Below are 25,044 nucleotides of genomic sequence, written 5' to 3'. Positions count from 1 at the left end.
GAGACTCTGACATAGCCATGCCTGAACACTATCGTTATTCCTTGCCTGTCAAAGCGGGCGACCAACGCCAGCTGGGTGAACTCACGGGCGCGGCGTGCGCCACGCTGGTGGCGGAAATCGCCGAGCGTCACCCAGGCCCGGTAATTCTGGTTGCCCCGGATATGCAAAACGCCCTGCGCCTGCACGACGAAATTCGCCAGTTCACCGATAGCCTGGTGTTCAGCCTGGCCGACTGGGAGACGCTGCCCTATGACAGCTTCTCTCCGCATCAGGAGATCATCTCCTCGCGCCTGTCGACGCTCTATCAGCTGCCGACCATGCAGCGCGGCGTGCTGATTGTGCCGGTGAACACCCTGATGCAGCGCGTCTGTCCGCACAGCTACCTGCACGGTCACGCGCTGGTGATGAAAAAAGGCCAGCGCCTCTCCCGTGATGCTCTGCGCGCGCAGCTTGACGGTGCCGGCTATCGCCACGTCGACCAGGTGATGGAGCACGGGGAATACGCGACCCGCGGCGCGCTGCTCGACCTTTACCCGATGGGCAGCGACCAGCCGTATCGTCTGGATTTCTTTGATGATGAGATCGACAGCCTGCGCGTATTCGACGCCGACACGCAGCGCACGCTGGAAGAGGTGGAGTCGATCAATTTACTGCCCGCGCATGAGTTCCCGACGGACAAAACCGCTATTGAACTGTTCCGCAGCCAGTGGCGCGATAGGTTCGAGGTGAAGCGCGACGCGGAACATATTTATCAGCAGGTCAGCAAAGGCACGCTGCCTGCCGGGATCGAATACTGGCAGCCGCTGTTCTTCAACGAGCCGCTGCCTGCCCTGTTCAGCTACTTCCCGGCGAATACGCTGATTGTTAACACCGGGGATATCGACGCCAGCGCCAGCCGCTTTGAAAGCGAAACCCGCGCCCGTTTCGAAAATCGCGGCGTTGACCCGATGCGTCCGCTGCTGCCGCCGGAAGCGCTGTGGCTGCGCACCGACGAGCTCAAAGCCGAGCTGAAGCGCTGGCCGCGCATGCAGCTGAAAACCGATTCGCTTGCCGATAAGGCCGCCAACACCAACCTCGCCTTCCGGACGCTGCCGGACCTGGCCGTTCAGGCGCAGCAGAAATCCCCGCTGGAAAATCTGCGCAAGTTCCTGGAGTCCTTCACCGGCCCGGTGGTGTTCTCCGTTGAGAGTGAAGGCCGCCGCGAAGCTTTAGGTGAGCTGCTGGGACGCATTAAGGTGGCGCCGAAGCGCATCCTGCGTCTGAGCGAAGCGACCGGAAACGGTCGTTATCTGATGATTGGCGCCGCCGAGCACGGGTTCATCGACACGCTCAACAACCTGGCGCTGATTTGCGAAAGCGACCTGCTGGGTGAGCGCGTCGCGCGCCGCCGTCAGGACAGCCGTCGGACCATCAACCCGGACACGCTGATCCGTAATCTGGCCGAGCTGCACCCGGGCCAGCCGATTGTTCACCTGGAACACGGCGTTGGACGCTATCAGGGGATGACCACGCTGGAAGCGGGCGGCATTAAAGGTGAATACCTGATGCTGACCTACGCCAACGACGCAAAACTGTATGTCCCGGTCTCCTCCCTGCATCTGATCAGCCGCTACGCGGGCGGTGCCGAAGAGAATGCGCCGCTGCATAAGCTGGGCGGCGATGCCTGGGCGCGCGCGCGCCAGAAGGCGGCGGAAAAAGTGCGCGACGTGGCGGCCGAGCTGCTGGATATCTACGCCCAGCGCGCGGCCAAACAGGGCTTCGCCTTTAAGCACGATAAAGAACAGTACCAGCTGTTCTGCGACAGCTTCCCGTTTGAAACCACGCCGGATCAGGCTCAGGCCATCAACGCCGTGCTGAGCGACATGTGCCAGCCGCTGGCAATGGACCGCTTAGTCTGCGGCGACGTCGGCTTCGGCAAAACCGAAGTGGCGATGCGCGCCGCCTTCCTTGCGGTGGAAAACAACAAGCAGGTGGCGGTGCTGGTGCCGACCACCCTGCTCGCTCAGCAGCACTTCGACAACTTCCGCGACCGATTTGCCAACTGGCCGGTACGCATCGAGATGCTGTCGCGTTTTCGCAGCACCAAAGAGCAGACGCAGATCCTCGAACAGGCAAGCGAGGGCAAGATCGATATTCTGATCGGCACCCACAAGCTGCTGCAAAGCGACGTGAAGTGGAAAGATCTGGGGCTACTGATCGTCGACGAAGAGCATCGCTTCGGGGTGCGTCATAAAGAGCGCATCAAAGCGATGCGCGCCGACGTCGATATCCTGACCCTGACCGCGACGCCGATCCCGCGAACCCTCAACATGGCGATGAGCGGCATGCGCGATCTGTCGATTATCGCCACGCCGCCGGCGCGCCGTCTGGCGGTGAAAACCTTCGTCCGCGAGTACGATAATCTGGTGGTGCGGGAAGCTATTCTGCGTGAAGTGCTGCGCGGAGGTCAGGTCTACTATCTCTACAACGACGTGGAAAACATCCAGAAAGCGGCGGACAGGCTGGCGGAGCTGGTGCCGGAAGCGCGCATCGCTATCGGTCACGGGCAGATGCGCGAGCGCGAGCTGGAACGGGTGATGAACGACTTCCACCACCAGCGCTTTAACGTGCTGGTGTGTACCACCATCATTGAAACCGGGATCGACATTCCGACGGCGAACACCATCATCATTGAGCGTGCGGATCACTTTGGTCTGGCGCAGCTTCACCAGCTGCGCGGCCGCGTCGGGCGTTCGCACCATCAGGCCTACGCCTGGCTGCTGACGCCGCATCCGAAAGCGATGACCACCGACGCGCAAAAGCGTCTGGAAGCCATCGCCTCGCTGGAAGACCTCGGCGCAGGCTTTGCGCTGGCCACGCACGATCTCGAGATCCGCGGTGCCGGCGAGCTGCTGGGTGAAGACCAGAGCGGCTCCATGGAGACCATTGGCTTCTCGCTCTATATGGAGCTGCTGGAAAACGCGGTTGATGCCCTGAAGGCCGGACGCGAGCCGTCGCTGGAAGATCTCACCAGCCAGCAGACCGAGGTTGAGCTGCGTATGCCTTCCCTGCTGCCGGACGATTTCATTCCGGACGTGAATACCCGACTGTCGTTCTACAAGCGCATCGCCAGCGCGAAGAAGGAGAACGAGCTGGAAGAGATTAAGGTGGAGCTGATCGACCGCTTTGGCCTGCTGCCCGATGCGGCGCGAAATCTGCTGGATATCGCGAGGCTGCGCCAGCAGGCGCAAAAGCTGGGGATCCGCAAGCTCGAAGGCAATGAAAAAGGCGGCGTGATTGAATTCGCCGAGAAGAATCACGTCAACCCGATGTGGCTGATCGGCCTGCTGCAAAAACAGCCGCAGCATTTCCGTCTGGATGGTCCAACCCGTCTGAAATTTACCCAGGAGCTGACGGAGCGCAAAACCCGTATGGACTGGGTGCGTAACTTTATGCGCCAGCTGGAAGAGAACGCGATCGCATAACCTCCCTTCCCCCTGTTAGCCCGGCGCTACAGGGGGGACAATTTACAAACTCTTTGCACTTCACCCGATCTTCCCGACATACCCATTCGCCATAATTATGTTTAACGTCTTATAAAACAATAACCTTATCATTTATATGGATTATGGTGATGATGACCTCTTCGCGTTTTACTCGCTGGATGACCCTGTTTGCGCTGGCAGCCACCGTCGCGGTTGCGCTTCCCGCCCGGGCAAATACCTGGCCCCTTCCCCCTCCCGGCAGCAAGGTGGTGGGTGAAAACCGCTTTCATGTGGTTGAAAATAATGGTGGTTCACTGGAAGCGATTGCCAAAAAATATAACGTCGGTTTTCTGGCCCTGCTGCAGGCTAACCCCGGCGTCGACCCGTACGTCCCGCGCGCGGGCAGCGTACTGACCATCCCGTTACAGACCATCCTGCCGGACGCCCCGCGCGAGGGGATGGTGATAAACCTGGCCGAACTGCGTCTGTACTATTACCCGCCGGGTAAAAATGAAGTCACCGTCTACCCTATCGGTATTGGTCAGCTGGGCGGCGACACGCTGACGCCGACGATGGTCACCACCGTCTCGGATAAACGCGCGAATCCAACCTGGACCCCGACGGCTAACATTCGTGCCCGCTATAAGGCCCAGGGGATCGATCTTCCTGCCGTGGTGCCGGCTGGTCCGGATAACCCGATGGGGCACCACGCGATCCGCCTCGCAGCATATGGCGGCGTCTACCTGCTGCACGGAACGAATGCGGACTTTGGCATCGGCATGCGCGTCAGCTCCGGCTGTATTCGTCTGCGCGATGACGATATCAAAACGCTGTTTAACGTCGTTACGCCGGGTACCAAAGTGAATATTATCAATACGCCGATTAAGGTTTCTGAGGAGCCGGGCGGCGTGCGGCTGGTTGAGATTCATCAGCCGTTATCGAAAAACATTGGCGACGATCCGCAGACGCTGCCCATTAATCTAAATGCCTCGATGGTAAGCTTCAAAACGAATGCGAATACCAACAGCGTGGTGATGGAACGTGCGATGGAAGTCCGGTCAGGTATGCCGACCGATGTCACCCGGCATCACGATGTCGTCCAGCAGTCGATGTAAATCAGAAATAAAAAACGCCCTGCTCAGCAGGGCGTTTTTTATTGCAGTGGCATAAATGAGGGTTTATGCGCGGCTTATTTGTAGATGACCGCAGTGCCGTGCAGGGTGTTAGGACCGGTCACTGAGGTGATGCGGTAAGATTTTGCACCCATCTCTTGCGCTTTTTGCGCCAGCTGATCTTCCAGGGAACCCAGGTTAGTACCGGCAGAGGCAGAGATTGTCCCAACTTTGTGCTGGTCAGCAGGGGTGGATTGCACCTGTACAGCAGCAAAGCTTGCGAAAGAGAGTGAACTCAGGACAGCGGCAGCGATGAGGGTTTTTACGTTTTTCATGATGTTTACCTTTAGCAGATGAATTTGGAGGTCGTTAATCATTTAGTTAACGATCGATAGGTAAATAATAAGTGTGATACAGGTCACACGTCAACATAATTTTATAACGAGCGTTAACTTAATTTTAAAATTGTTATTTTTCATACATATATGATTAATTTATTTTTAAGCATTCTGCACTGGTGGTGGGTTGCGTTTATTTTTATAATGGTCATTCACCAAACCAACAGAGGACCAACGGCAAATGACAACCGATGTCACGAGTTGTGCGAAGAAAAGCCGTGGCCGACCAAAAGTGTTTGACAGGGATGCAGCGCTTGATAAGGCCATGACTCTCTTCTGGCAACATGGGTATGAAGCAACCTCGCTTTCCGATCTGGTAGAAGCCACCGGAGCCAAAGCGCCGACGCTGTATGCCGAATTTACCAATAAAGAGGGGCTGTTCAGGGCGGTATTGGACAGATACATTTCTCGCTTTGCGGCGAAACACGAAGCCCAGCTGTTCTGCGAAGAGAAAAGCGTTGAACAGGCGCTTCGGGACTATTTCACCGCCGTCGCGACCTGCTTCACCAGTAAAGATACGCCTGCGGGCTGCTTTATGATTAACACCTCTGCCACCCTTGCGGCGTCCTCCAAAGAGATTGCCAATACGGTGAAGTCGCGGCATGCGATGCAGGAGGAGACCCTCAGCGCATTTCTGGCTCAGCGCCAGCAGCGCGGTGAAATCCCCGCGCAATGCAATCCTCAGCTTCTGGCGCAATACCTGAGCTGTATTTTGCAGGGGATGTCGATCAGCGCCCGTGAAGGGGCAACGCTGGAAAAACTGCAGAATATTAGCGAAACCACGCTGCGGCTGTGGCCCGAGCTACTGAAAATCTGACGCAAAAAAAAGCTCCTCAGCCTGAGCGCATGAGGAGCTAAATTCAGAGAACTTCTTTTTTACACTTTGTTATTCAGAACCAGCTGGCCGTTTCCATCCAGTGGAATTTGCGTGCCCGGGTCTTTATCCATGCGGATTTTGCCCCGCTGATCGCCAATTTTGTACGTCACGTCATAGCCCAGCATTTTTTCCGACCTGTCATAGACGGTTTTGCAGCGTTGCTGAGTCGTGGTGTAGGTATCATTATCCTGCATCGCGCCCTGCACCTGGTTACCGGCATAGCCGCCACCCAGCGCGCCGACCACGGTCGCTACGTCTTTACCCCGGCCGCCGCCAAACTGGTGACCAATCACGCCACCCGCTACCGCACCCAGAACAGAACCAGCAATGCGGTTTTCATCCTGCACCGGACGACGGTGCGTCACGGAGACGTTGCGGCACTCCTGACGAGGGGTTTTCACGGTTTCTTTAATCGGTGTAGCAGAAACCACCTGTGCATACTGCGGGCCGCGATCTAATACGTTGAGACTGGCAACGGCAGCCACACCTAACGCAGCCGCGACGCCAATCCCTATACCCGCCAACATTGATTTATTCACGGGACTTCCTCCTTTGTTGCTATTGGTAACAATTTTGCAATGGAGGCCGTACTTCGCCAATCAGATAAAGGATCAAAAAAGGAGCGTTGAGAGGAGATATATTGTATTTAGGAGAACTCTTAAGCACTCATTCTGTGATGCGCAGCATGATATGCTAAAAAATCCCTCCGGAGGGTCCGGAGGGAGTGAAAGATTAGTGCAGCTTCAGACGCGGACGGATCACGCGGTTGATTCTGCCCACCAGCATCATCAGTCCGGTTTTGAAGTAGCCGTGCAGCGCAATCTGGTGCATGCGGTACAGGGAGATATACACGAAGCGGGCAATACGCCCTTCTACCATCATTGAGCCGCGCATCAGGTTGCCCATCAGGCTGCCGACGGTAGAGAAGTTTGAAAGTGACACCAGTGAACCATGGTCTTTGTAGACATAGGCTTTCATTGGCTTGCCTTTGTATTGCGCCAGAATATTGTGCAGCACCAGGCTTGCCATCTGGTGAGCGGCCTGCGCGCGCGGCGGCACGAATCCACCTTCAGGACGCGCGCAGGAGGCACAGTCACCGATAGCAAAGATTTCAGGGTCACGCGTGGTTTGCAGCGTTGGCTCGGTTACCAACTGGTTAATGCGGTTGGTTTCCAGACCGCCGATCTCTTTCATAAAGTCAGGCGCTTTGATACCAGCCGCCCAGACCATCAGATCCGCTTTGATATACTCGCCGTCTTTGGTGTGCAGACCGCCTTCATCGGCGCTGGTCACCATGGTTTGCGTCAGCACCCGCACGCCCAGTTTGGTAAGTTCATTGTGCGCCGCACCGGAAATACGCGGAGGCAGCGCAGGCAGGATGCGTTCACCGGCTTCAACCAGCGTGACGTTCAGCGCTTCGTTAGTTAACCCTTTGTAACCGTAGCTGTGCAGCTGCTTCACCGCATTGTGCAGCTCCGCAGACAGCTCAACGCCCGTCGCGCCGCCGCCGACAATCGCGATATTGACCTTGCCGTTCGCACCCATGTTATTGGTGTACTTCAGGAACAGGTTCAGCATTTCCTGATGGAAACGACGCGCCTGGTGCGGGTTATCGAGGAAGATACAGTGCTCTTTCACGCCCGGCGTGTTGAAGTCGTTGGAGGTACTGCCCAGCGCCATGACCAGCGTGTCGTACGCCAGTTTACGCTCGGGAACCAGCAGCTCCCCTTTTTCATCGCGCAGCTCTGCCAGGGTGATGGTTTTGCTTTCACGGTTGATGTCAACCACCGAGCCCAGCTGGAACTGGAAATGATGGTTGCGCGCGTGCGCCAGATAGCTGAGCGCGTCCACGCCCTCATCCAGAGAACCGGTCGCCACTTCGTGCAGCAGCGGTTTCCACAGGTGGCTGTGGTTACGATCCACCAGCGTAATTTTGGCTTTTTTACCGCGACCCAGCTTCTTGCCCAGCTGTGTAGCCAGCTCCAGCCCGCCAGCACCACCGCCGACAATCACTATCTTTTTCAATGGCGTAGTCAACGTGACCCCCTCAAATTATTAACCAATTGTTAATTAAAAGTTATAAAAATAACCCTTAATTAACAACAGGTTACAGCACTGAAACCATTCAGGTGCATTGAGAATACCACGTCAGGCGCATTGGTCATACCAAAATTGATATGCATCAAGTTTTGATGGCTTAAAAGTAGACAATTCTGGACAAAAAGAAAGCCCGGTACGCTTTCGCGGCCGGGCTTTGATGCATGCGGGTAATTGATTAACCCAGCGTTTTAAACGCTTTGATTCGCTGCAGATGCGGGGAGATGTTTTTGAACTTGTGGGTCTGTTCTTCGTCCCAGACGATCTCATAGTAATGGTGCAGCAATTCAGCTGCCCGATGGCTGTTGAGCGCTTCATCATTACGCGAGAGGATCGCCAGGCAGCGGTCGCGGTTTTTCTCACGAAAATTGCTCACGCACTTGGTCGCAATATCGACATACTCTTCCGGACGGTCAATTTTGCCTTCCATGTTCTCGTTCGGGAACAGATTAGGATTGAACACCACCTGGCGAATGTCGCACAGGAAGCCAATCCGCTCCGCCCAGTAGCCGCCCAGCCCCACGCCGCAAATCAATGGGCGATCGTCGACGTTGAGCTGCAACATCTTGTCCACCTCTTTGAGCAGATGCTGCATATCATGCTTCGGATGGCGCGTGCTGTAGCTGATCAACCGTACATCCGGATCGATAAACTGCAGCTGCAGCACCTTCTCATGATTACCAGGACTGTTTGAGTCAAAACCGTGTAAATAGATGATCATCGTCTTCTCACCACGCTACGCCTTCCGGGAGGGTTTACAGGCTGGCTTTATGTGCCTGCCAGCGCTCATTCAGGTCTTCAAGCCGGGCGTTGACCGTCTTCCAGCGCGCCGAATCCATCAGCTCCTGACGGCTAAATGAACCTTTATGATACAATTGTGTAACACGCTCTGCTTTGATCGGCGACAGGTTATCCAGCACGCTAACGGCACCTTTACGATTATTGCAGACCAGGATCATATCGCAACCTGCATCCAGTGATGCCTGACCGCGTTCAGCGTAGCTGCCCATGATCGCGGCACCTTCCATCGACAAATCGTCAGAGAAAATCACGCCGTTGAAGCCCAGCTCCTGGCGCAGAACGGTTTTCAGCCAGTGCGGAGATCCGCTGGCCGGACGCGGGTCGACGTCGCTGTAAATCACGTGCGCGGGCATAATGGCATCCAGCTTGTTATCGGTGATAAGCGACTGGAAAACCGACATATCTTTGGCGCGAATCTCCGCTTCCGGACGCGGATCGCGCGGCGTCTCTTTGTGGGAATCCGCCGTCACCGCCCCGTGCCCCGGGAAGTGTTTCCCGGTGGTTTTCATGCCTGCATCGTGCATGCCGTCGATGAACCGGGTCGCCATTGCCAGCGCAATGCGCGGGTCTTCATGGTATGAGCGCTCGCCAATGGCAGCGCTGATATGCCCGACATCCAGCACCGGGGCAAAGCTGATGTCGATATCCATGGCAATCATTTCGCTGGCCATCAGCCAGCCGGCCTCCTGCGCCAGTTTTCCACCCTCTTCCGTGCCGAGCAGCGCGGCAAAAGACTGGGCTGCGGGCAGGCGGGTAAAACCGTCGCGGAAACGCTGCACGCGCCCGCCTTCCTGATCGACGGCCACCACCAGATGATTGCGCGACGCGGCGCGGATCTGACGCACCAGCTCACGCAGCTGCGCCGGATCGTGATAGTTGCGGGTAAACAGGATCAGGCCACCCACCAGCGGATGCGCCAGAATTTCACGCTCCTCCGCATCCAGCTCAAACCCTTCTACATCCAACATGACTGGACCCACATCCACCTCTCTTATCCTTTAGTTTGTAACTTACGCCAGGCATCGTCTGCCAGCGCAATAAATTGTTTGTCTCTGGACTGCCGATAGCGCATTTCAAACCAGCCCGCCATTAACATGATGAACCACGGTCGCCAGCGTTTGACCTGCCGCCTCAGCGCGTCGACGTCAATGTGTGCCGACTCGGCGTAGTCCCTGATAAGCGCCTGCCGCGCGGCTTCACTCTCTGTCCAGACGGCCGCCAGCTCCAGCGCCACATCGCCATCTCCGGCATATTCCCAGTCGATGAGCCTGATGCCCGCTGGCGTATGAACAATATTCCCGGCATGAACATCCATATGCAACGGCGCGAGCCTAATCGGCTGCGGCTCGCCCGTTTTACGCAGCCGTTTGAGATGTGCCAGCCATACTGGAGTGCGCCTGTCAGGCAGGGCTTGCTGCCAGTAATGCTCAAGCAGCGGGAATAACGTAATTCGCCATCCCAGACGTGGCTGCCGGTGCAGATGATACAGCATCGCCGCAAGCACAGGCGTGTCCGGCAGCGCGCTTTTAACGTCACCTTCCAGATAGTCGACGGCCATCCAGCCCTGTCTGAAAAAACGAGGGGCAGGCACGAGATCTGACGGAAGACGTTTCAGAGCGCGAAACTGACGACGAAAATGGGAGGCAGGCGCGTCGGGGTCGTGATTTTGCCGCAAAACCAGACGTCGTTCGCCCTGCTCTATAATGCAACTCGCGCCGCCAAGCCCGGAGTGGGCCTGCGGCGCGATAAGGCGGTACTGAGGAAAATAGCGCGTCAGAATCTCTTCACGCGTGCCGTCATTGTTGCGTAACCGCACCTTTACCTGACCAGATAATTTCGCCTGTCTGAACCAGCATCAGCTGCATCTGCAGGGCTGGGGTATTCACGTTACCGGTAGCGTTAGAGTAAAGCACATACTGTGCGCCAACGTTACGGGCAATGCCTATCGCCTTGCTGCGGGTACCGAGGCTATCCTGCGGCGACAGGCCCAGCTGCTGTTTGGCGACGGCGAGCTGCTGAGCCGAGACCAGCGTAAACTTGCCGTTGTTAGCCAGAGCATTGCGCAGGGTTTCCGTGGCTTCACCCGCGTTCAGCGAACCGTTGGTGCGGTTGTTCACGCTGTCGACCAGCAACACGCTGCCCGCCGTCACGCCCTGGGCCTGCAGCATTTTGCCGACCATCGGCTGCATCGCCCCGTTCCAGTCGTAATGGCGCACGCGCGGCGTGGGCTGTGACGTCTGGTCCGGATGTTCAATCGGGCCTGGCTGCGCCGGAATAGACGGTACAGACGGCACGGTTGGCTGCTGCTGCGTTGGCGGTGTCGGCTGTTCAGTACCCGGTTTAGCCTCTTCCACAGGCGCAGGCTGTTCAGTTCGGGTCACACACCCTGCAAGAAACAGAGCGAAAGCTGTCACGAGCGCATAGCGGCTCAAATTTTTAATCAAGGTTCACCCCTCAGAGATAAAGATAAAGTCTCACCTTATGCGCACCCAGATAGTTGGCGCTGCCATAGAGCGTTACCGACGACCTGGCCGGAATGGTGACGCTGCGCGGCGCCTCCAGCGGATGCATTTCAAGACCTCTTACGTCATACCAGAAAAAACGGTAGTGGACCGTCACTGGCTCATGTCTTTCATTAAAGAGCGTAGAGGAGGCAGATGAGTTGATTTCACTGATGGTCAACGCGGGCTGTTGCGCCGTGATCCCCGCGGCAAGCACGGAGGACTCCATGACCAGCGTCTGCTCATCGTTCACGGGGATCGCCGGACGCGAGCTGCACCCCACAATCATCATCGCCATTACCAGCGCTGTAATACGCCCTTTAAGCATGTCAAAGACCTTTATGTGCTAGCATCGGCCCCAGAGGACGTCCACCCAGCAGATGCATGTGAATATGATAAACTTCCTGCCCACCATGACGGTTGCAGTTCATGATCAGACGGTAACCGTCTTCTGCAATCCCTTCCTGTTCAGCGATTTTGGCAGCCACCGTCAGCATACGACCTAACGCCACTTCATGCTCGGTTTTTACGTCGTTTACAGTCGGAATCAGAATATTGGGAATGATAAGGATGTGCGTCGGGGCCTGAGGGGAAATATCCCGGAAAGCCGTCACCAGTTCATCCTGATAGATGATATCCGACGGAATTTCGCGACGGATAATTTTACTGAAAATCGTTTCTTCAGCCATGACCTTTTCCTTTTTTATTTAATCTGGCGCAATGCGTCCGCTGTAAACACACTCCCGGCATCGGTGTGTGACACAATTCAAGAGTATGAGCGAGTTTCTCCTGTCCTTTCAACCTCCTCCCCCGATTTCTTTCCTGAATGTTCATCAGCTGACTGAAGAGTGACCGCTCGCAGGCTTTAACGGGCTGAAACATTATTTCAGTGCCGGTCGACACATCTGTTTACAGCATTAATAGCAATGCGTATATTTCGCATTTGCATTTTCATGCGCATTTTTAACATAGAAAACGACGCCAGCCCGTGTCCGCGGGACTGACGCATACCCTCTTCATCGTTCATAAGGGTTTAATCATGTCTTTCATTCATCACACCAGGGATGGGAAACGTCAGCCTGTCGCAACGCCTTCGTTGCTGGCAGTATGCATTACTATGGCATTGACGCCAGCCGCCGCATTCGCTGCATCAACAGCCGAAGATACCGTCGTTGTTGACGGCGGTTTTGAGCAAACGCAGGATCCTTCAGCAAGTCAGGAACGGGATTACAGCGTAAAAACCACCACCACCGGTACGAAGCTGTTGCTGGTTCCCCGTGATATCCCACAGTCCGTCAGCGTGATTAGCCAGCAGCGCATGGTCGATCAGAACCTGCAGTCCATCGGTCAGGTATTAATCAACACCACGGGCGTAACGGCGCAGGTGCAAGACAGCGACCGTACCGTGTTTTACTCACGCGGGTTCTTCGTCAGCAGCTATGCCTATGACGACCTGCCAACCTCCATCAGCGAAGTGTGGAACTTTGGCGATACCGCCGCCGATACGGCGATTTATGACCGCATCGAAGTGGTCCGCGGCGCAACCGGCCTGATGTCCGGTACGGGCAACCCGGCAGCGTACGTCAACATGGTGCGTAAGCATGCGGACAGCAATGAATTCAAAGGTAACGTCTCGGCCAGCTACGGCAGCTGGGATAAACAGCGCTACGTGCTGGATCTTCAGGCGCCGCTGGTGGAGTCAGGCAAGGTACGGGGCCGTCTGATCACGGGTTATCAGGACAATGACAGCTTCATGGATAACTATCACTACCGGAAGAAATTCCTCTATGGCGTGATGGATGCGGACGTCACCGACAGCACTACCCTCTCTGTGGGGTATGAGTATCAGGAAAGTAACACCGCCGACCCAACCTGGGGCGGGCTGCCGACATGGTACAGCGACGGAAGTAAGACCGATTACCGTCGCAGCCAGACCGTAGCGCCTGACTGGGCCTACTCGGACAAGGACAGCACCCGCATCTTCGCTAACCTGACGCAGCGTTTCGATAATGGCTGGGAAGCGCATATTAACGGCATGCATGCTGAAACCAACTTCGATTCTAAGCTGATGTATATGTCCGGCTATCCGGATAAAGAGACTGGTGCGGGCATGGTAGGCTACGGCGGCTGGAACCGTGGCGAACGTAAACAGGATGCCGTAGACGCTTTCCTGCGCGGCGATTTCGATCTCTTAGGCCGTCAGCACGAAATGATGTTCGGCGGCAGCTTCAGCCGCCAGCGTAACCATTACGACAACTCAATGCCTGACGCGGTTTACGGCATGGTTGATGTGGGTAACTTTAAGAACTGGAACGGTAACATTGCCGACCCGCAGTGGACGCCGTGGAAACTCTACAGCCAGGACGACATTCGCCAGTCCTCAGCGTATACCTCCGCCCGCTTCTCGCTGGCCGATCCGCTGCATCTGATCCTCGGCGCGCGTTATACCAACTACAACATTCGCTATAACCCGGCGGGCTCCCCGGACACCCGTCTGGAAAGCACCAAAGATGACGTGACGCCCTACGCGGGCCTGGTCTACGACATCAATGAAGACTGGTCGACCTACGTCAGCTATACCTCCATTTTCCAGCCCCAGGACAAGCGGGACGCCAGCGGACGCTATCTCGACCCCACTACGGGCAAAAGCTACGAAGCCGGTGTGAAAGCAGACTGGTTCAATACCCGTCTTACCACCTCGCTGGCGATTTTCCGCATTGAGCAGGATAACGTAGCAAGCAATACGTATACCTACATGCCGAGCGGTGAGTCGATTTATCAATCGCTGGACGGCGTAGTGAGCAAAGGTATTGAGTTCGAACTCAACGGTGCCCTGACCGATAACTGGCAGCTGACCTTCGGCGCGACCCGCTACATTGCTGAAGATAAGAATGGCAACGCCGTAAGCTCCGATCAGCCGCGCACAACCATGAAGCTGTTCACCCGTTATCAACTGCCAAAGCTGCCGGAACTGACCGTGGGCGGTGGCGTAAACTGGCAGAACAAAGTGTGGACGGACGTGGAAGGCGGCCCGGCAGGACGTTCCCGCGCGGAGCAAGGCAGCTACGGGCTGGTTAACCTGTTCAGCCGTTATCAGGTCACCAAAGATTTTGCTGTTCAGGCGAACGTCAACAACCTGTTCGACAAAGAGTATTACGATTATGTCGGCTCTTATGTGGTTTATGGCGCACCGCTGAACGTCTCGGTAAGCGCGAGCTACGATTTCTGAGTATTGGCACTACACATCACACAAATAAAAAAGGCAGCCATTCGGCTGCCTTAGTCTCCCCAGGTCACAACTTAGTTGCTGCGGATGTACTCATCCATTTCGGTTTTCAGGTTATCGGATTTGGTACCGAAAATTGCCTGTACACCAGAACCTGCAACAACTACGCCCGCTGCGCCCAGTTTTTTCAGACCCGGCTGGTCTACTTTCGCCACGTCGGCAACGCTCACACGCAGACGAGTGATGCACGCGTCCAGGTTAGTGATGTTCTCTTTACCGCCGAACGCTGCGACCAGTGCCGGAGCCATTTCGCTGGTAGCGCCAGCTTTGCTGTCTTCTGTCGCATCTTCACGACCCGGAGTTTTCAGGTCCAGTGCTTTAATCAGCACGCGGAAGATAGTGTAGTAAACAACGGCATAGCACGCGCCCACGATTGGGAACAGCCACAGTTTGCTGCTGTTACCGGACAGAACGATGAAGTCGATCAGACCGTGAGAGAAGGACGTACCGTCACGCATACCCAGCAGGATACAGATTGGGAACGCCAGGCCCGCCAGAATCGCGTGGATAATGTACAGGATCGGCGCAACGAACATGAAGGAGAACTCGATCGGCTCGGTGATACCGGTCAGGAACGAGGTCAGCGCTGCGGAGATCATGATACCGCCCACTTTTGCACGGTTCTCTGGCTTAGCAGAGTGCCAGATAGCAATCGCCGCTGCTGGCAGACCGTACATTTTGAACAGGAAGCCACCAGACAGTTTACCTGCAGTTGGGTCGCCCGCCATGTAACGTGGGATATCGCCGTGGAACACCTGACCTGCTGCGTTGGTGAATTCACCAATCTGCATCTGGAATGGAACGTTCCAGATGTGGTGCAGACCAAATGGCACCAGGCAACGCTCGATGAAGCCGTAGATACCAAACGCCACAACCGGGTTCTGGTAAGCAGCCCACTGAGAGAAGGTCTGGATAGCAGAGCCGATTGGTGGCCAGATGAAGGACAGGATCACGCCAGTGAAAATCGCTGCCAGACCAGAGATGATCGGAACGAAACGCTTGCCCGCGAAGAAGCCCAGGTACTCAGGCAGCTTGATGCGATAGAAGCGGTTAAACATATACGCTGCAATCGCACCGGAGATGATACCGCCCAGAACACCGGTGTCCGCCAGGTGTTTCGCGGCGATCTCTTCTGCCGGTAAATGCAGAACCAGCGGCGCAACCACAGCCATGGTTTTCACCATGATGCCGTAGGCAACCACTGCAGCCAGCGCAGAAACGCCGTCGTTATTGGTGAAGCCCAGAGCCACACCGATCGCGAAGATCAGTGGCATGTTAGCAAAGACAGAACCGCCTGCTTCGGCCATCACGTGGGACACTACGGCTGGCAGCCAGCTGAAGTTAGCAGAACCGACACCCAGCAGGATACCTGCGATAGGCAGTACGGATACTGGCAGCATCAGCGATTTACCGACCTTTTGCAGGTTAGCAAATGCATTCTTAAACATAATTGAGAGTGCTCCTGAGTATTTGTGCTTTTTTTACGCTTTCACGCATTGGCCCGGGGGGAGTACCGTGCCGTGGACAGGACATCTAAGCGCCCTTTATTTATTACACAGAGTAAAATAATTCCCTCTGAGTTTGTTTGACGGCTATCACGTTTCAGCTTAAGGCGGTCGAAAAACTTTCAGTTATTTACAAAAAGCATGTCCGGATGTGTCTAAATACACACTCACCGCCCCAAATGAGGCGGTGAACTTTACTCGCTTTACTTATTAATTACGAGCCTAAAAAAAACAGGTGTATCAAACAGATTGCAGGCGGGCGGGGTCGATATGGAACAGCGTGGAGAAGTTTTCTGTCGTCACGCGGGCCAGCTCGTCGATGCTGACGCCCTTCAGGACGGCCATGTACTCAGCCACATCTCTCGTCATAGCGGGCTGGTTCTCTTTACCGCGATGCGGTACCGGTGCCAGGTACGGAGAATCCGTCTCCACCAGAATGCGATCGAGCGGAACATAACGTGCAGCATCACGCAGCTGCTCAGCGTTACGGAACGTCACGATCCCCGAAAAAGAGATATAAAACCCCAAATCAAGCAGCTTACGCGCCGTTTCTCTGTCTTCTGTGAAACAGTGTAGTACGCCACCGCAATCCGTCACGTTTTCTTCCTGGAGGATAGCCAGGGTATCCGCGCGCGCATCGCGGGTGTGGACGATAACCGGCTTGTTCAGTTCCCGGCCAATGCGAATATGGTTGCGGAAGGACTCCTGCTGGCGCGGTTTGGTTTCCGGCGTGTAAAAATAGTCCAGCCCGGTCTCGCCCATCGCCACCACGCCCTCTTCGGCTGCCAGTCGGCGCAGATCCTCAACGTCGTAGGCCTCGTCCTGATTCAACGGATGTACGCCGCAGGAGAACACCACGTTATCGCGAACGCCCACAAGCTCACGCATGGAGCGGTAGCCCGGCAGCGTCGTCGCCACCGCAAGACAGAATTTCACATCGCGGGCAGCGGCTTTTGCCAGCACGTCATCCACGTTTTTATGCAGGGATTGATAATCCAGGCCATCAAGATGGCAGTGTGAGTCGACTAAAAACATAATGTCTCTCTCAGAGATGGGAAACAGGCGGTGTGACGCCGGGTTGCAGGTAATGTTCGATACGCAGTAACTGGTCGGTCAGTAAAAGCTCGCGATTAAGACCCGTCACGGTTAAAAGCTGTTCACGGCTCTGACAGATGTCATGGAGCATCGCGTGAAGAATCTTCCCTGAGAGGCGGTTCGCCAGCGTATTCACCAGCGGCAACGCGTCCGGGTTGGTCAGAAGCGTAGCCCCTTGCTGGATTTTGAGCGCATCCAGCAGTAGGGAGGCCAGCCAGTGCAGACGCTCAACGGCCCGATCGCTGTTAAGCGCAGGCAGTAAACTTAGCCAGTCCTGACTGTTCAGTGAGGCATCCAGGGCCCGGCAGAGCGTTTCTCGCTCTGTCCAGACGTCAGGCTGCAGTAGTGCCAGCGCCGCCGCGGGCGCGCCGCTGCTCAGGCGTAAGGCGGACAGCGCACTCTCAGGTGACGTTGTCACCTCTCGTTCAAGCCAGCTCAGCGCCCACGATTCCTGAGGTACCGCAAGGTGATGAAGACGACAACGGCTGCGCAACGTCGCCAGTAATCGTCCCGGGTCACGGCATGAGAGGAAAAACCACGTTTTAACCGGCGGCTCTTCAAGGGTTTTTAGCAGGGCGTTAGCCGCCGCCTCGGTAAGCAGCGTGGCGTCTTTAAGCCAGACCACTTTTGCGCCGCCCAGTCGCGCATGTTCATACAATTTTTCACTGACTTCACGCACGGCATCAATACCGAGCGCGCTTTTGCCCTTCTCAGGCTCAAGGGTGTAGTAGTCAGGGTGCGTGCCCGCCTGCATCAGCTGGCAGCCACGACATTTACCACAGCTCTTGTGCCCTTCCGGCTGCTGGCACATCAGAAAACGGGTGATGGCATAAATCAACGCATCATCACCCATTCCTGGCAATGCCTGAATCAGTAACGCATGATGCCCCCGACCCGCCTGATAGCTGCCGATCAGCTGTTCAAAGTGTGGGCGCAACCATGGATACCATTTCATGCCTGCTGCTCCTGCACCCACTGCGTAATGGTGTGCTGAATGTCGCGCGTGACGTCGTCCAGGGACTGCGTCGCATCGATGGTACAAATTGAGCTGTCCTGTGCGGCCAGTTCAAGATAGCGCGCACGGGTGCGGTTAAAGAAATCAAACGACTCTTGTTCAATGCGGTCCAGCTCGCCGCGCGCGCGGGCACGCTTGAGACCCACTTCCGGGGTCACATCCAGATAGAGCGTCAGGTCGGGGCGAAAATCCCCCAGTACGGCATTACGCAGCGTGGCGAGCATTGTCTGGTCGATGCCGCGTCCTCCACCCTGATACGCCTGAGTCGACAGATCGTGACGGTCGCCAATCACCCACTTGCCCTCGGCCAGCGCGGGTTTGATCACCGTCTCAACCAGCTGAACGCGCGCCGCGTAGAACATCAGCACTTCGGCTTTGTCAGTGATAACTTCGTCGCCGACGGATTTAATATCCAGTACCAGGCTGCGCAGCTTTTCAGCCAGCTGCGTACCGCCCGGCTCGCGGGTAAATACCATGTCCGCCACGCCAAGCGTTTTGAGCGTATCCACCACCACGTTGCGGGCAGTGGTTTTACCCGCCCCTTCGAGTCCCTCAATGACAATGTATTTACTGCGCATTTTTTTCCTTAAGTGCCTTCAGATAGTCCTGAACAGAGCGATTGTGGCTGGCAAGGTTGGTGTTAAAGGTATGCCCCCCTTTTCCATCAGCCACAAAATAGAGATACGGTGTTTTAGCCGGATGCGCGGCGGCTTTAAGCGACGCCTCGCTCGGCGTGGCAATCGGGCCTGGCGGTAAACCGCTAATCACGTAGGTATTATACGCCGTTGGCGTCTCCAGATCTTTTCGTGAGATCTTGCCACTGTAGCTCTCGCCCATGCCGTAGATAACCGTAGGGTCGGTTTGCAGACGCATGCCGATGCGCAGACGGTTAATAAATACCGACGCCACCCGATCGCGCTCAGCAGCGACGGCCGTCTCTTTCTCGATGATCGAGGCCATGGTGACGAACTGGTTCGGATCGCTGTAAGGCAATCCTTCCATTCGCCCTTCCCAGGCGGCATCTACGGCGGCGACCATTTTTTTATGCGCCCGCTTCAGGATAGCCACATCGGTCGTGCCTGCCGTGTACATCCAGGTGTCTGGCCAGAACCAGCCTTCCACCCATTCCGGATGTTCCAGCTTCAGCGCTTCTGCCACCGTCTGATAGCTATCGTCTTTTAAGGTATGTTTGATATACGGCGCGTCACGCAGCTGTTTGAGGTAATCGCTAAGGCGCATCCCTTCCACAAACCGCAGGGGGAACTGGGCTTCTTTGCCGCTTTCCAACAGCTGCAGCATCTCTCTGACGGTCATTCCCGGCGTAAAGCGATAGGTGCCGGCTTTGAAATGTGACAGCTCAGGCTCCACGCGCAATAGCCACTGGAATACCCTTGGACGATTAATAATCTTGTCGCCATAGAGCTGTTCCCCAAGCGCCTGACGGCCGGTTCCCGCTTTCAGGGTAAAGATCGTTTCGTCTTTAACCAGGATCTTGCTGTTCGCCAGCTGGCGAACTTTCCATACGCCAGCTCCGCCAGCGACGCCCAGCGCAACGATGAGGATAAGGACAAAGCGCAACATTTTTTTCATGACTATCTGGTTTGCTCACATATCGGGGCTAAAAACTGAAACAGCTCGCGCGAGGACCAGCGTTGTTGGCCATACGCACGGACGGGTACAACAGGCATCAGCGCATTGCAGATGATAACTTCATCTGCGGTCTGTAGCGCGGTTTCTCCTGCGCTAACTTCGACAACGCGAAAGCCAGAGCGTGCCAGCTGTTGCAGACAAAACTGACGCATTAACCCATTTACGCCAGCGTGTTCCAGCGACGGAGTGAATACCTTTTCCCCCTGCCGCCAGAGTAAATTAGCCGCACAGCATTCCGTAATGAACCCTTCGCTGTCAAGAACCAGCGCCTCATCGGCGTCCGTCTGTTCAAGATGAGTACGAATGAGCACCTGCTCGAGGCGGTTGAGATGCTTAAGCCCGGCCAGCATCGGGTTTCGTCCCAGCCGTACCGGGCTCAGCGTCAGCGTGACGCCGTCTTCTCGCCAGCAAGTGTAATGCGCGGGATAAGCAGAAACGGAGAGAATACGCGTAGGGTTAATACACGATGCGGCGCTGTAACCCCGGCCACCACTGCCGCGGCTGATGATCACTTTGAGCACACCGCTGTCCTTCCCCGTAGCCAGTTGGCACATTTCCTGACGCAACGTGTCCCAGTGCGTAAAGGGGATCATGAGCTTTTCACAGCCATGCTGCAGACGTCGAATGTGCGCCTCCAGCAGGCAGACATCGCCATCCAGAATGCGCGCGGTCGTAAAGCAACCATCACCGAACTGTATCGCCCTGTCGCTGGCAGGCAGCGCGTCCTGCTCAAGGCCATTGATTAAAAACATGGTGGCTCCTTATGCGTGGGCATTTAGTCTGGCAGGATGCCATGCAGCCGACAAGAAGATTAGGCTTAATAAAAAAGGCCCGGCAAGCGGACCTTTTTAAATGCTATCGGGACGTCAGGATCAGATCTTTTTGAAGATCAGAGAACCGTTGGTGCCGCCGAAGCCGAAGGAGTTACACAGGGTGTACTCCATACCGCTAACCTGACGCGCTTCGTGAGGAACGAAGTCCAGATCGCAACCTTCATCCGGGTTATCCAGGTTGATGGTTGGCGGAACAGCCTGATCGCGCAGCGCAAGGATGGAGTAGATTGACTCTACCGCACCCGCCGCACCCAACAGGTGACCGGTCATGGACTTGGTGGAGCTCACCATTACGCGGCTGGCAGATTCGCCGAAGATAGACTTAACCGCCTGAGCTTCAGCTTTATCGCCTGCAGGTGTAGAAGTACCGTGCGCGTTCACGTAGCCAATTTGTGCTGGGGTAATACCCGCATCACGAATCGCGTTTTCCATCGCCAGCGCAGCACCCGCGCCGTTCTCAGGAGGAGACGTCATGTGGTAAGCATCGCTGCTCATGCCGAAACCAACGATTTCAGCATAAATTTTCGCGCCGCGTTTTTTCGCGTGTTCGTACTCTTCCAGTACGATCATGCCCGCCCCGTCGCCCAGCACGAAGCCGTCACGGTCTTTATCCCACGGACGGCTCGCTGCCTGCGGGTTATCATTGCGGGTAGACAGCGCACGCGCCGCACCAAAGCCGCCGACACCCAGTGGGGTACTGGCTTTTTCAGCACCGCCCGCAACCATAGCATCTGCATCGCCGTACGCAATAATGCGCGCGGCCTGGCCGATGTTATGTACGCCAGACGTACAGGCGGTCGCGATAGAAATGCTTGGCCCACGCAGGCCGAACATGATGGTCAGGTGACCCGCCACCATGTTAACAATCGTGGACGGAACGAAGAACGGGCTGATTTTACGCGGGCCGCCATTCATCAGAGATGTATGGTTTTCCTCGATCAGGCCAAGACCGCCAATCCCGGAGCCGATAGCGGCGCCGATACGGGTTGCGTTCTCTTCCGTAATCTCAAGGCCAGAATCCTGCATGGCCTGAACGCCAGCGACAATTCCATATTGAATGAAGGCATCCATCTTGCGCTGCTCTTTGCGCGAGATGATCTCTTCACAGTTAAAATCCTTTACTAAGCCAGCAAATTTCGTTGCATAGGCGCTAGTATCGAAATGGTCGATTAGGCTGATGCCGCTCTGACCGGCAAGGAGAGCTTTCCAGGTGGACTCTACGGTATTGCCGACAGGAGACAACATGCCAAGTCCGGTCACAACTACACGACGCTTAGACACGTTTGTCCTCCAGGGAGGGATAAAAAAAGAGATTCGTGGGACTAAAAAAGATAAAACTCAGGCGGTCGAATGACCGCCTGGAGATGTTCACTTACGCCTGGTGACCGTTGATGTAATCAATGGCAGCCTGAACGGTGGTGATCTTCTCAGCTTCTTCGTCCGGAATCTCAGTATCAAACTCTTCTTCCAGAGCCATTACCAGCTCAACGGTGTCAAGAGAATCTGCGCCCAGGTCTTCAACGAAGGAAGCGGAGTTCACAACTTCTTCCTGCTTAACGCCCAGCTGTTCGCCGATAATTTTCTTAACGCGTTCTTCGATAGTGCTCATACTCTTAAATTTCCTATCAAAACTCGCTTTCGCGATGGTTTTCGTAGTGTATAAAATGTTGAAAAATTTGCAACTAAATCCCGGCAGTTCTTACCACGATTTTACGTTATTTTGAGGCCATTCGCCCTAATAACGCAAATATTTTTCATCGTGGTTAAACCATATACATCCCGCCGTTGACGTGGAGGGTCTCACCAGTGATGTAACCCGCTTCGTCAGAGGCTAAAAATGCAACCGCACTGGCGATTTCTTTAGGGTCGCCAAGACGACCCGCCGGAACTGCCGCCAGCGTACCCGCACGCTGCTCATCAGTCAGCGCACGCGTCATGTCCGTTTCAATAAAGCCCGGAGCAACAACGTTTACCGTAATACCGCGGGACGCGACTTCACGCGCCAGCGACTTACTGAAACCAATCAGACCTGCTTTCGCCGCAGCGTAGTTAGCCTGACCAGCATTTCCCATGGTACCAACCACAGAACCGACAGTGATAATACGTCCATGACGCTTTTTCATCATAGCGCGCATTACCGCTTTTGACAGACGGAATACAGATGACAGGTTGGTTTCGATGATATCGTTCCACTCGTCGTCTTTCATTCGCATTAACAGGTTATCGCGAGTGATCCCGGCATTGTTTACCAGAATATCCACTTCACCAAACTCTGCGCGAATATTTTCCAGAACAGATTCGATAGATGCAGGTTCGGTCACATTCAGTACCAGACCTTTACCGTTTGCACCCAGATACTCGCTGATGGCCTGAGCGCCATTCTCGCTGGTTGCTGTACCAATCACCTTCGCGCCGCGCGCAACCAGTGTTTCAGCAATTGCACGCCCGATACCGCGGCTTGCGCCAGTGACCAGGGCGATTTTTCCTTCAAAACTCATGGTATTCCTCTTTTATTGCGAGAGTGCCGCTGACATCGCTTCCGGCTCGTTAATCGCCGAGGCTGTCAGGGTGTCAACAATACGTTTTGTCAGACCGGTGAGGACTTTACCTGGGCCGACTTCATACAGATGCTCAATGCCCTCCGCTGCCATAAACTCAACGGTTTTGGTCCACTGCACCGGGCTGTAAAGCTGACGAACCAGTGCGTCACGGATAGCTTCCGGCGTGGTTTCGCATTTCACATCGACGTTATTCACAACGGAAATCGTCGGTGCGTTAAACGTAATTTTTTCCAGCTCAACCGCCAGTTTCTCAGCAGCAGGCTTCATCAACGCACAGTGAGACGGCACGCTGACCGGCAGCGGCAGCGCACGCTTAGCACCCGCTGCTTTACAGGCCGCACCCGCGCGTTCAACCGCTTCTTTATGACCGGCAATAACTACCTGGCCCGGCGAGTTGAAGTTTACCGGAGAGACAACCTGGCCTTCAGCAGATTCTTCACACGCTTTTGCAATTGCAGCGTCATCCAGACCGATGATGGCAGACATGCCGCCCGTGCCTTCAGGCACCGCTTCCTGCATGAATTTACCGCGCAGTTCAACCAGACGTACCGCGTCAGCAAACGCGATCACGCCAGCACACACCAGCGCAGAGTATTCACCCAGGCTATGACCCGCGAGCAGCGCTGGAGCTTTACCGCCCTGCTGCTGCCAGACGCGCCACAGCGCAACGGACGCGGTCAGCAGCGCTGGCTGGGTCTGCCAGGTTTTGTTCAGTTCTTCGGCCGGACCCTGCTGGGTCAGCGCCCATAAATCATAACCCAGTGCATCAGAAGCTTCACGGAAAGTCTCTTCAATAACCGGATAGGCTGCTGCCATTTCAGACAACATCCCAACGGTTTGAGAGCCCTGGCCCGGGAACACAAAAGCAAATTGCGTCATTTTTTATTCCTTATACTAGAAACGAACCAGCGCGGAACCCCAGGTGAACCCGCCACCGAAGGCTTCAAGCAAGACCAACTGGCCCCGTTTGATTCGTCCATCGCGTACCGCTTCATCAAATGCGCACGGTACCGACGCCGCAGAGGTGTTGCCATGACGATCCAGCGTCACTACAACGTTATCCATCGACATGCCCAGCTTTTTCGCGGTCGCGCTGATGATACGCAGGTTCGCCTGATGCGGCACCAACCAGTCGAGGGCGGAACGCTCAAGGTTATTCGCTTCCAGCGTTTCATCAACGATGTGCGCAAGCTCGGTTACCGCCACCTTGAACACCTCGTTCCCTGCCATGGTCAGGTAAATCGAGTTGTCCGGATTAACGCGATCGGCGTTAGGCAGAGTCAACAGTTCGCCGTAGCTGCCATCAGCATGCAGATGCGTGGAGATGATACCCGGCTCTTCGGACTGCCCCAGCAGCACCGCACCCGCACCATCACCAAAAATAATGATCGTTCCACGATCGGTTGGATCGCAGGTACGCGCCAGCACGTCAGCACCAATCACCAGCGCATATTTAACGGCACCGGATTTCACGTATTGATCGGCGACGCTCAGCGCATAGGTGAAGCCTGCGCACGCGGCAGCGACGTCAAACGCCGGACAGCCTTTAATGCCGAGCATGTTCTGCACCTGGCACGCCGCGCTTGGGAAAGCATGCGTGGCAGACGTTGTGGCGACCACGATCAAACCAATCTGTTCTTTATCAATGCCGGCCATTTCGATAGCACGCTGTGCGGCTTCGTAACCCATGGTCGACACGGTTTCGTCTGGCGCGGCAATACGACGTTCACGGATACCTGTGCGCGTGACAATCCACTCGTCAGACGTATCTACCATTTTTTCCAGATCGGCGTTGGTACGCACTTGTTTTGGCAGGTAGCTGCCGGTACCTAAAATCTTCGTATACATG

The 25,044-nt window shown here is 55.6% G+C and carries 24 protein-coding genes; 4 read left to right on the top strand and 20 right to left on the bottom strand.

Annotated elements, in window-relative coordinates; translation table 11 throughout:
• Nucleotides 1-17: 17 nt before the first annotated feature.
• Together mfd and NUX24_RS02610 are read left to right on the top strand one after the other, a co-directional pair.
• Complete coding sequence (gene mfd / locus NUX24_RS02615; RefSeq protein ID WP_257829762.1) at nt 18-3,464, top strand: transcription-repair coupling factor; 3,447 nt, start codon at nt 18-20, stop codon at nt 3,462-3,464.
• Between the two features lie 149 nt (nt 3,465-3,613).
• The gene (locus NUX24_RS02610; RefSeq protein WP_047650882.1) at nt 3,614-4,579 is read left to right on the top strand and encodes a L,D-transpeptidase family protein; all 966 of its coding nucleotides are present in this window, start codon (nt 3,614-3,616) and stop codon (nt 4,577-4,579) included.
• Between the two features lie 74 nt (nt 4,580-4,653).
• On the opposite strand, the gene bhsA is transcribed toward NUX24_RS02610, so the two are convergent.
• Nucleotides 4,654-4,911: a multiple stress resistance protein BhsA gene (gene bhsA, locus NUX24_RS02605; protein WP_023616599.1), complete on the bottom strand. Its 258-nt coding sequence runs from the start codon at nt 4,909-4,911 to the stop codon at nt 4,654-4,656.
• A gap of 244 nt (nt 4,912-5,155) precedes the next feature.
• Between bhsA and comR the strand changes: the two genes are divergently transcribed.
• Nucleotides 5,156-5,791 (top strand): TetR family copper-responsive transcriptional repressor ComR, encoded by a 636-nt coding sequence (gene comR, locus NUX24_RS02600; protein ID WP_028015740.1) that lies wholly within the window; start codon nt 5,156-5,158, stop codon nt 5,789-5,791.
• Between the two features lie 59 nt (nt 5,792-5,850).
• On the opposite strand, the gene NUX24_RS02595 is transcribed toward comR, so the two are convergent.
• From NUX24_RS02595 to hinT, 8 genes are all read right to left on the bottom strand, one after another.
• The gene (locus NUX24_RS02595) at nt 5,851-6,390 is read right to left on the bottom strand and encodes a glycine zipper 2TM domain-containing protein (RefSeq protein ID WP_257829758.1); all 540 of its coding nucleotides are present in this window, start codon (nt 6,388-6,390) and stop codon (nt 5,851-5,853) included.
• 193 nt (nt 6,391-6,583) lie between these two features.
• Nucleotides 6,584-7,888 carry an NAD(P)/FAD-dependent oxidoreductase gene (locus NUX24_RS02590; protein ID WP_047650881.1) on the bottom strand — a complete coding sequence of 435 codons (1,305 nt, stop codon included), beginning with the start codon at nt 7,886-7,888 and terminating at the stop codon, nt 6,584-6,586.
• Nucleotides 7,889-8,126: 238 nt separating this feature from the next.
• Nucleotides 8,127-8,669, bottom strand: coding sequence for an alpha/beta hydrolase YcfP (gene ycfP, locus NUX24_RS02585; RefSeq protein WP_047650880.1), 543 nt, complete (start codon nt 8,667-8,669; stop codon nt 8,127-8,129).
• 34 nt (nt 8,670-8,703) lie between these two features.
• The gene (gene nagZ, locus NUX24_RS02580; RefSeq protein ID WP_047650889.1) at nt 8,704-9,729 is read right to left on the bottom strand and encodes a beta-N-acetylhexosaminidase; all 1,026 of its coding nucleotides are present in this window, start codon (nt 9,727-9,729) and stop codon (nt 8,704-8,706) included.
• A gap of 11 nt (nt 9,730-9,740) precedes the next feature.
• The gene (thiK, locus tag NUX24_RS02575) at nt 9,741-10,565 is read right to left on the bottom strand and encodes a thiamine kinase (protein WP_257829756.1); all 825 of its coding nucleotides are present in this window, start codon (nt 10,563-10,565) and stop codon (nt 9,741-9,743) included.
• Entirely contained in the window at nt 10,546-11,193 is a 648-nt protein-coding gene (gene lpoB / locus NUX24_RS02570; RefSeq protein WP_023311160.1) for a penicillin-binding protein activator LpoB, read from the bottom strand. The genes thiK and lpoB overlap by 20 nt, the downstream gene beginning before the upstream one ends.
• A 10-nt stretch (nt 11,194-11,203) precedes the next feature.
• The gene (locus NUX24_RS02565) at nt 11,204-11,578 is read right to left on the bottom strand and encodes a YcfL family protein (protein WP_126328240.1); all 375 of its coding nucleotides are present in this window, start codon (nt 11,576-11,578) and stop codon (nt 11,204-11,206) included.
• Nucleotide 11,579: 1 nt separating this feature from the next.
• Complete coding sequence (gene hinT / locus NUX24_RS02560; protein ID WP_257829754.1) at nt 11,580-11,939, bottom strand: purine nucleoside phosphoramidase; 360 nt, start codon at nt 11,937-11,939, stop codon at nt 11,580-11,582.
• 350 nt (nt 11,940-12,289) lie between these two features.
• Between hinT and fhuE the strand changes: the two genes are divergently transcribed.
• Nucleotides 12,290-14,479, top strand: a complete 2,190-nt coding sequence (gene fhuE, locus NUX24_RS02555; RefSeq protein WP_257829752.1) for a ferric-rhodotorulic acid/ferric-coprogen receptor FhuE — start codon at nt 12,290-12,292, stop codon at nt 14,477-14,479.
• A 71-nt stretch (nt 14,480-14,550) separates the two neighbouring features.
• Here the strand turns inward: fhuE and ptsG are convergent, their stop codons facing one another.
• From ptsG to NUX24_RS02500, 11 genes are all read right to left on the bottom strand, one after another.
• A complete protein-coding gene (gene ptsG / locus NUX24_RS02550) occupies nt 14,551-15,984 on the bottom strand; it encodes a PTS glucose transporter subunit IIBC (RefSeq protein ID WP_047650876.1) in 1,434 nt (477 codons plus the stop codon).
• A gap of 297 nt (nt 15,985-16,281) precedes the next feature.
• Entirely contained in the window at nt 16,282-17,076 is a 795-nt protein-coding gene (locus NUX24_RS02545; RefSeq protein WP_257829750.1) for a metal-dependent hydrolase, read from the bottom strand.
• Nucleotides 17,077-17,086: 10 nt separating this feature from the next.
• Nucleotides 17,087-18,091: a DNA polymerase III subunit delta' gene (holB, locus tag NUX24_RS02540; protein WP_257829748.1), complete on the bottom strand. Its 1,005-nt coding sequence runs from the start codon at nt 18,089-18,091 to the stop codon at nt 17,087-17,089.
• A complete protein-coding gene (gene tmk, locus NUX24_RS02535) occupies nt 18,088-18,729 on the bottom strand; it encodes a dTMP kinase (protein ID WP_032638616.1) in 642 nt (213 codons plus the stop codon). The genes holB and tmk overlap by 4 nt, the downstream gene beginning before the upstream one ends.
• Nucleotides 18,719-19,741 carry a cell division protein YceG gene (gene yceG, locus NUX24_RS02530; RefSeq protein WP_214575504.1) on the bottom strand — a complete coding sequence of 341 codons (1,023 nt, stop codon included), beginning with the start codon at nt 19,739-19,741 and terminating at the stop codon, nt 18,719-18,721. The genes tmk and yceG overlap by 11 nt, the downstream gene beginning before the upstream one ends.
• A gap of 2 nt (nt 19,742-19,743) precedes the next feature.
• The gene (gene pabC / locus NUX24_RS02525; protein ID WP_257829745.1) at nt 19,744-20,553 is read right to left on the bottom strand and encodes an aminodeoxychorismate lyase; all 810 of its coding nucleotides are present in this window, start codon (nt 20,551-20,553) and stop codon (nt 19,744-19,746) included.
• Between the two features lie 120 nt (nt 20,554-20,673).
• On the bottom strand, nt 20,674-21,915 hold the full coding sequence (gene fabF, locus NUX24_RS02520) for a beta-ketoacyl-ACP synthase II (protein ID WP_023335279.1): 1,242 nt from the start codon (nt 21,913-21,915) through the stop codon (nt 20,674-20,676).
• Nucleotides 21,916-22,006: 91 nt separating this feature from the next.
• A complete protein-coding gene (acpP, locus tag NUX24_RS02515; RefSeq protein ID WP_003857954.1) occupies nt 22,007-22,243 on the bottom strand; it encodes an acyl carrier protein in 237 nt (78 codons plus the stop codon).
• A 154-nt stretch (nt 22,244-22,397) separates the two neighbouring features.
• On the bottom strand, nt 22,398-23,132 hold the full coding sequence (fabG, locus tag NUX24_RS02510; RefSeq protein ID WP_008500795.1) for a 3-oxoacyl-ACP reductase FabG: 735 nt from the start codon (nt 23,130-23,132) through the stop codon (nt 22,398-22,400).
• Between the two features lie 12 nt (nt 23,133-23,144).
• On the bottom strand, nt 23,145-24,074 hold the full coding sequence (fabD, locus tag NUX24_RS02505; RefSeq protein ID WP_257829742.1) for an ACP S-malonyltransferase: 930 nt from the start codon (nt 24,072-24,074) through the stop codon (nt 23,145-23,147).
• A 15-nt stretch (nt 24,075-24,089) separates the two neighbouring features.
• Nucleotides 24,090-25,043 (bottom strand): beta-ketoacyl-ACP synthase III, encoded by a 954-nt coding sequence (locus tag NUX24_RS02500; RefSeq protein WP_008500797.1) that lies wholly within the window; start codon nt 25,041-25,043, stop codon nt 24,090-24,092.
• Nucleotide 25,044 lies beyond the last annotated feature (1 nt).

The organism is Enterobacter sp. HG048, from assembly GCF_024702055.1.
Taxonomy (GTDB): Bacteria; Pseudomonadota; Gammaproteobacteria; order Enterobacterales; family Enterobacteriaceae; genus Enterobacter; species Enterobacter dykesii.
Note: the sequence above shows the minus strand (reverse complement) of the source record. Positions and strands in the feature narration are given on the sequence as shown.

What these genes read in the sequence shown, in the direction of transcription:
- mfd (WP_257829762.1), top strand. Translation starts at nt 18, where the DNA reads ATGCCTGAACACTATCGTTATTCCTTGCCTGTCAAAGCGGGCGACCAA.
- NUX24_RS02610 (WP_047650882.1), top strand. Translation starts at nt 3,614, where the DNA reads ATGATGACCTCTTCGCGTTTTACTCGCTGGATGACCCTGTTTGCGCTG.
- bhsA (WP_023616599.1), bottom strand. Translation starts at nt 4,911, where the DNA reads ATGAAAAACGTAAAAACCCTCATCGCTGCCGCTGTCCTGAGTTCACTC.
- comR (WP_028015740.1), top strand. Translation starts at nt 5,156, where the DNA reads ATGACAACCGATGTCACGAGTTGTGCGAAGAAAAGCCGTGGCCGACCA.
- ycfP (WP_047650880.1), bottom strand. Translation starts at nt 8,669, where the DNA reads ATGATCATCTATTTACACGGTTTTGACTCAAACAGTCCTGGTAATCAT.
- NUX24_RS02565 (WP_126328240.1), bottom strand. Translation starts at nt 11,578, where the DNA reads ATGCTTAAAGGGCGTATTACAGCGCTGGTAATGGCGATGATGATTGTG.
- hinT (WP_257829754.1), bottom strand. Translation starts at nt 11,939, where the DNA reads ATGGCTGAAGAAACGATTTTCAGTAAAATTATCCGTCGCGAAATTCCG.
- fhuE (WP_257829752.1), top strand. Translation starts at nt 12,290, where the DNA reads ATGTCTTTCATTCATCACACCAGGGATGGGAAACGTCAGCCTGTCGCA.
- ptsG (WP_047650876.1), bottom strand. Translation starts at nt 15,984, where the DNA reads ATGTTTAAGAATGCATTTGCTAACCTGCAAAAGGTCGGTAAATCGCTG.
- NUX24_RS02545 (WP_257829750.1), bottom strand. Translation starts at nt 17,076, where the DNA reads ATGTTTTTAGTCGACTCACACTGCCATCTTGATGGCCTGGATTATCAA.
- holB (WP_257829748.1), bottom strand. Translation starts at nt 18,091, where the DNA reads ATGAAATGGTATCCATGGTTGCGCCCACACTTTGAACAGCTGATCGGC.
- tmk (WP_032638616.1), bottom strand. Translation starts at nt 18,729, where the DNA reads ATGCGCAGTAAATACATTGTCATTGAGGGACTCGAAGGGGCGGGTAAA.
- yceG (WP_214575504.1), bottom strand. Translation starts at nt 19,741, where the DNA reads ATGAAAAAAATGTTGCGCTTTGTCCTTATCCTCATCGTTGCGCTGGGC.
- pabC (WP_257829745.1), bottom strand. Translation starts at nt 20,553, where the DNA reads ATGTTTTTAATCAATGGCCTTGAGCAGGACGCGCTGCCTGCCAGCGAC.
- acpP (WP_003857954.1), bottom strand. Translation starts at nt 22,243, where the DNA reads ATGAGCACTATCGAAGAACGCGTTAAGAAAATTATCGGCGAACAGCTG.
- fabG (WP_008500795.1), bottom strand. Translation starts at nt 23,132, where the DNA reads ATGAGTTTTGAAGGAAAAATCGCCCTGGTCACTGGCGCAAGCCGCGGT.
- fabD (WP_257829742.1), bottom strand. Translation starts at nt 24,074, where the DNA reads ATGACGCAATTTGCTTTTGTGTTCCCGGGCCAGGGCTCTCAAACCGTT.
- NUX24_RS02500 (WP_008500797.1), bottom strand. Translation starts at nt 25,043, where the DNA reads ATGTATACGAAGATTTTAGGTACCGGCAGCTACCTGCCAAAACAAGTG.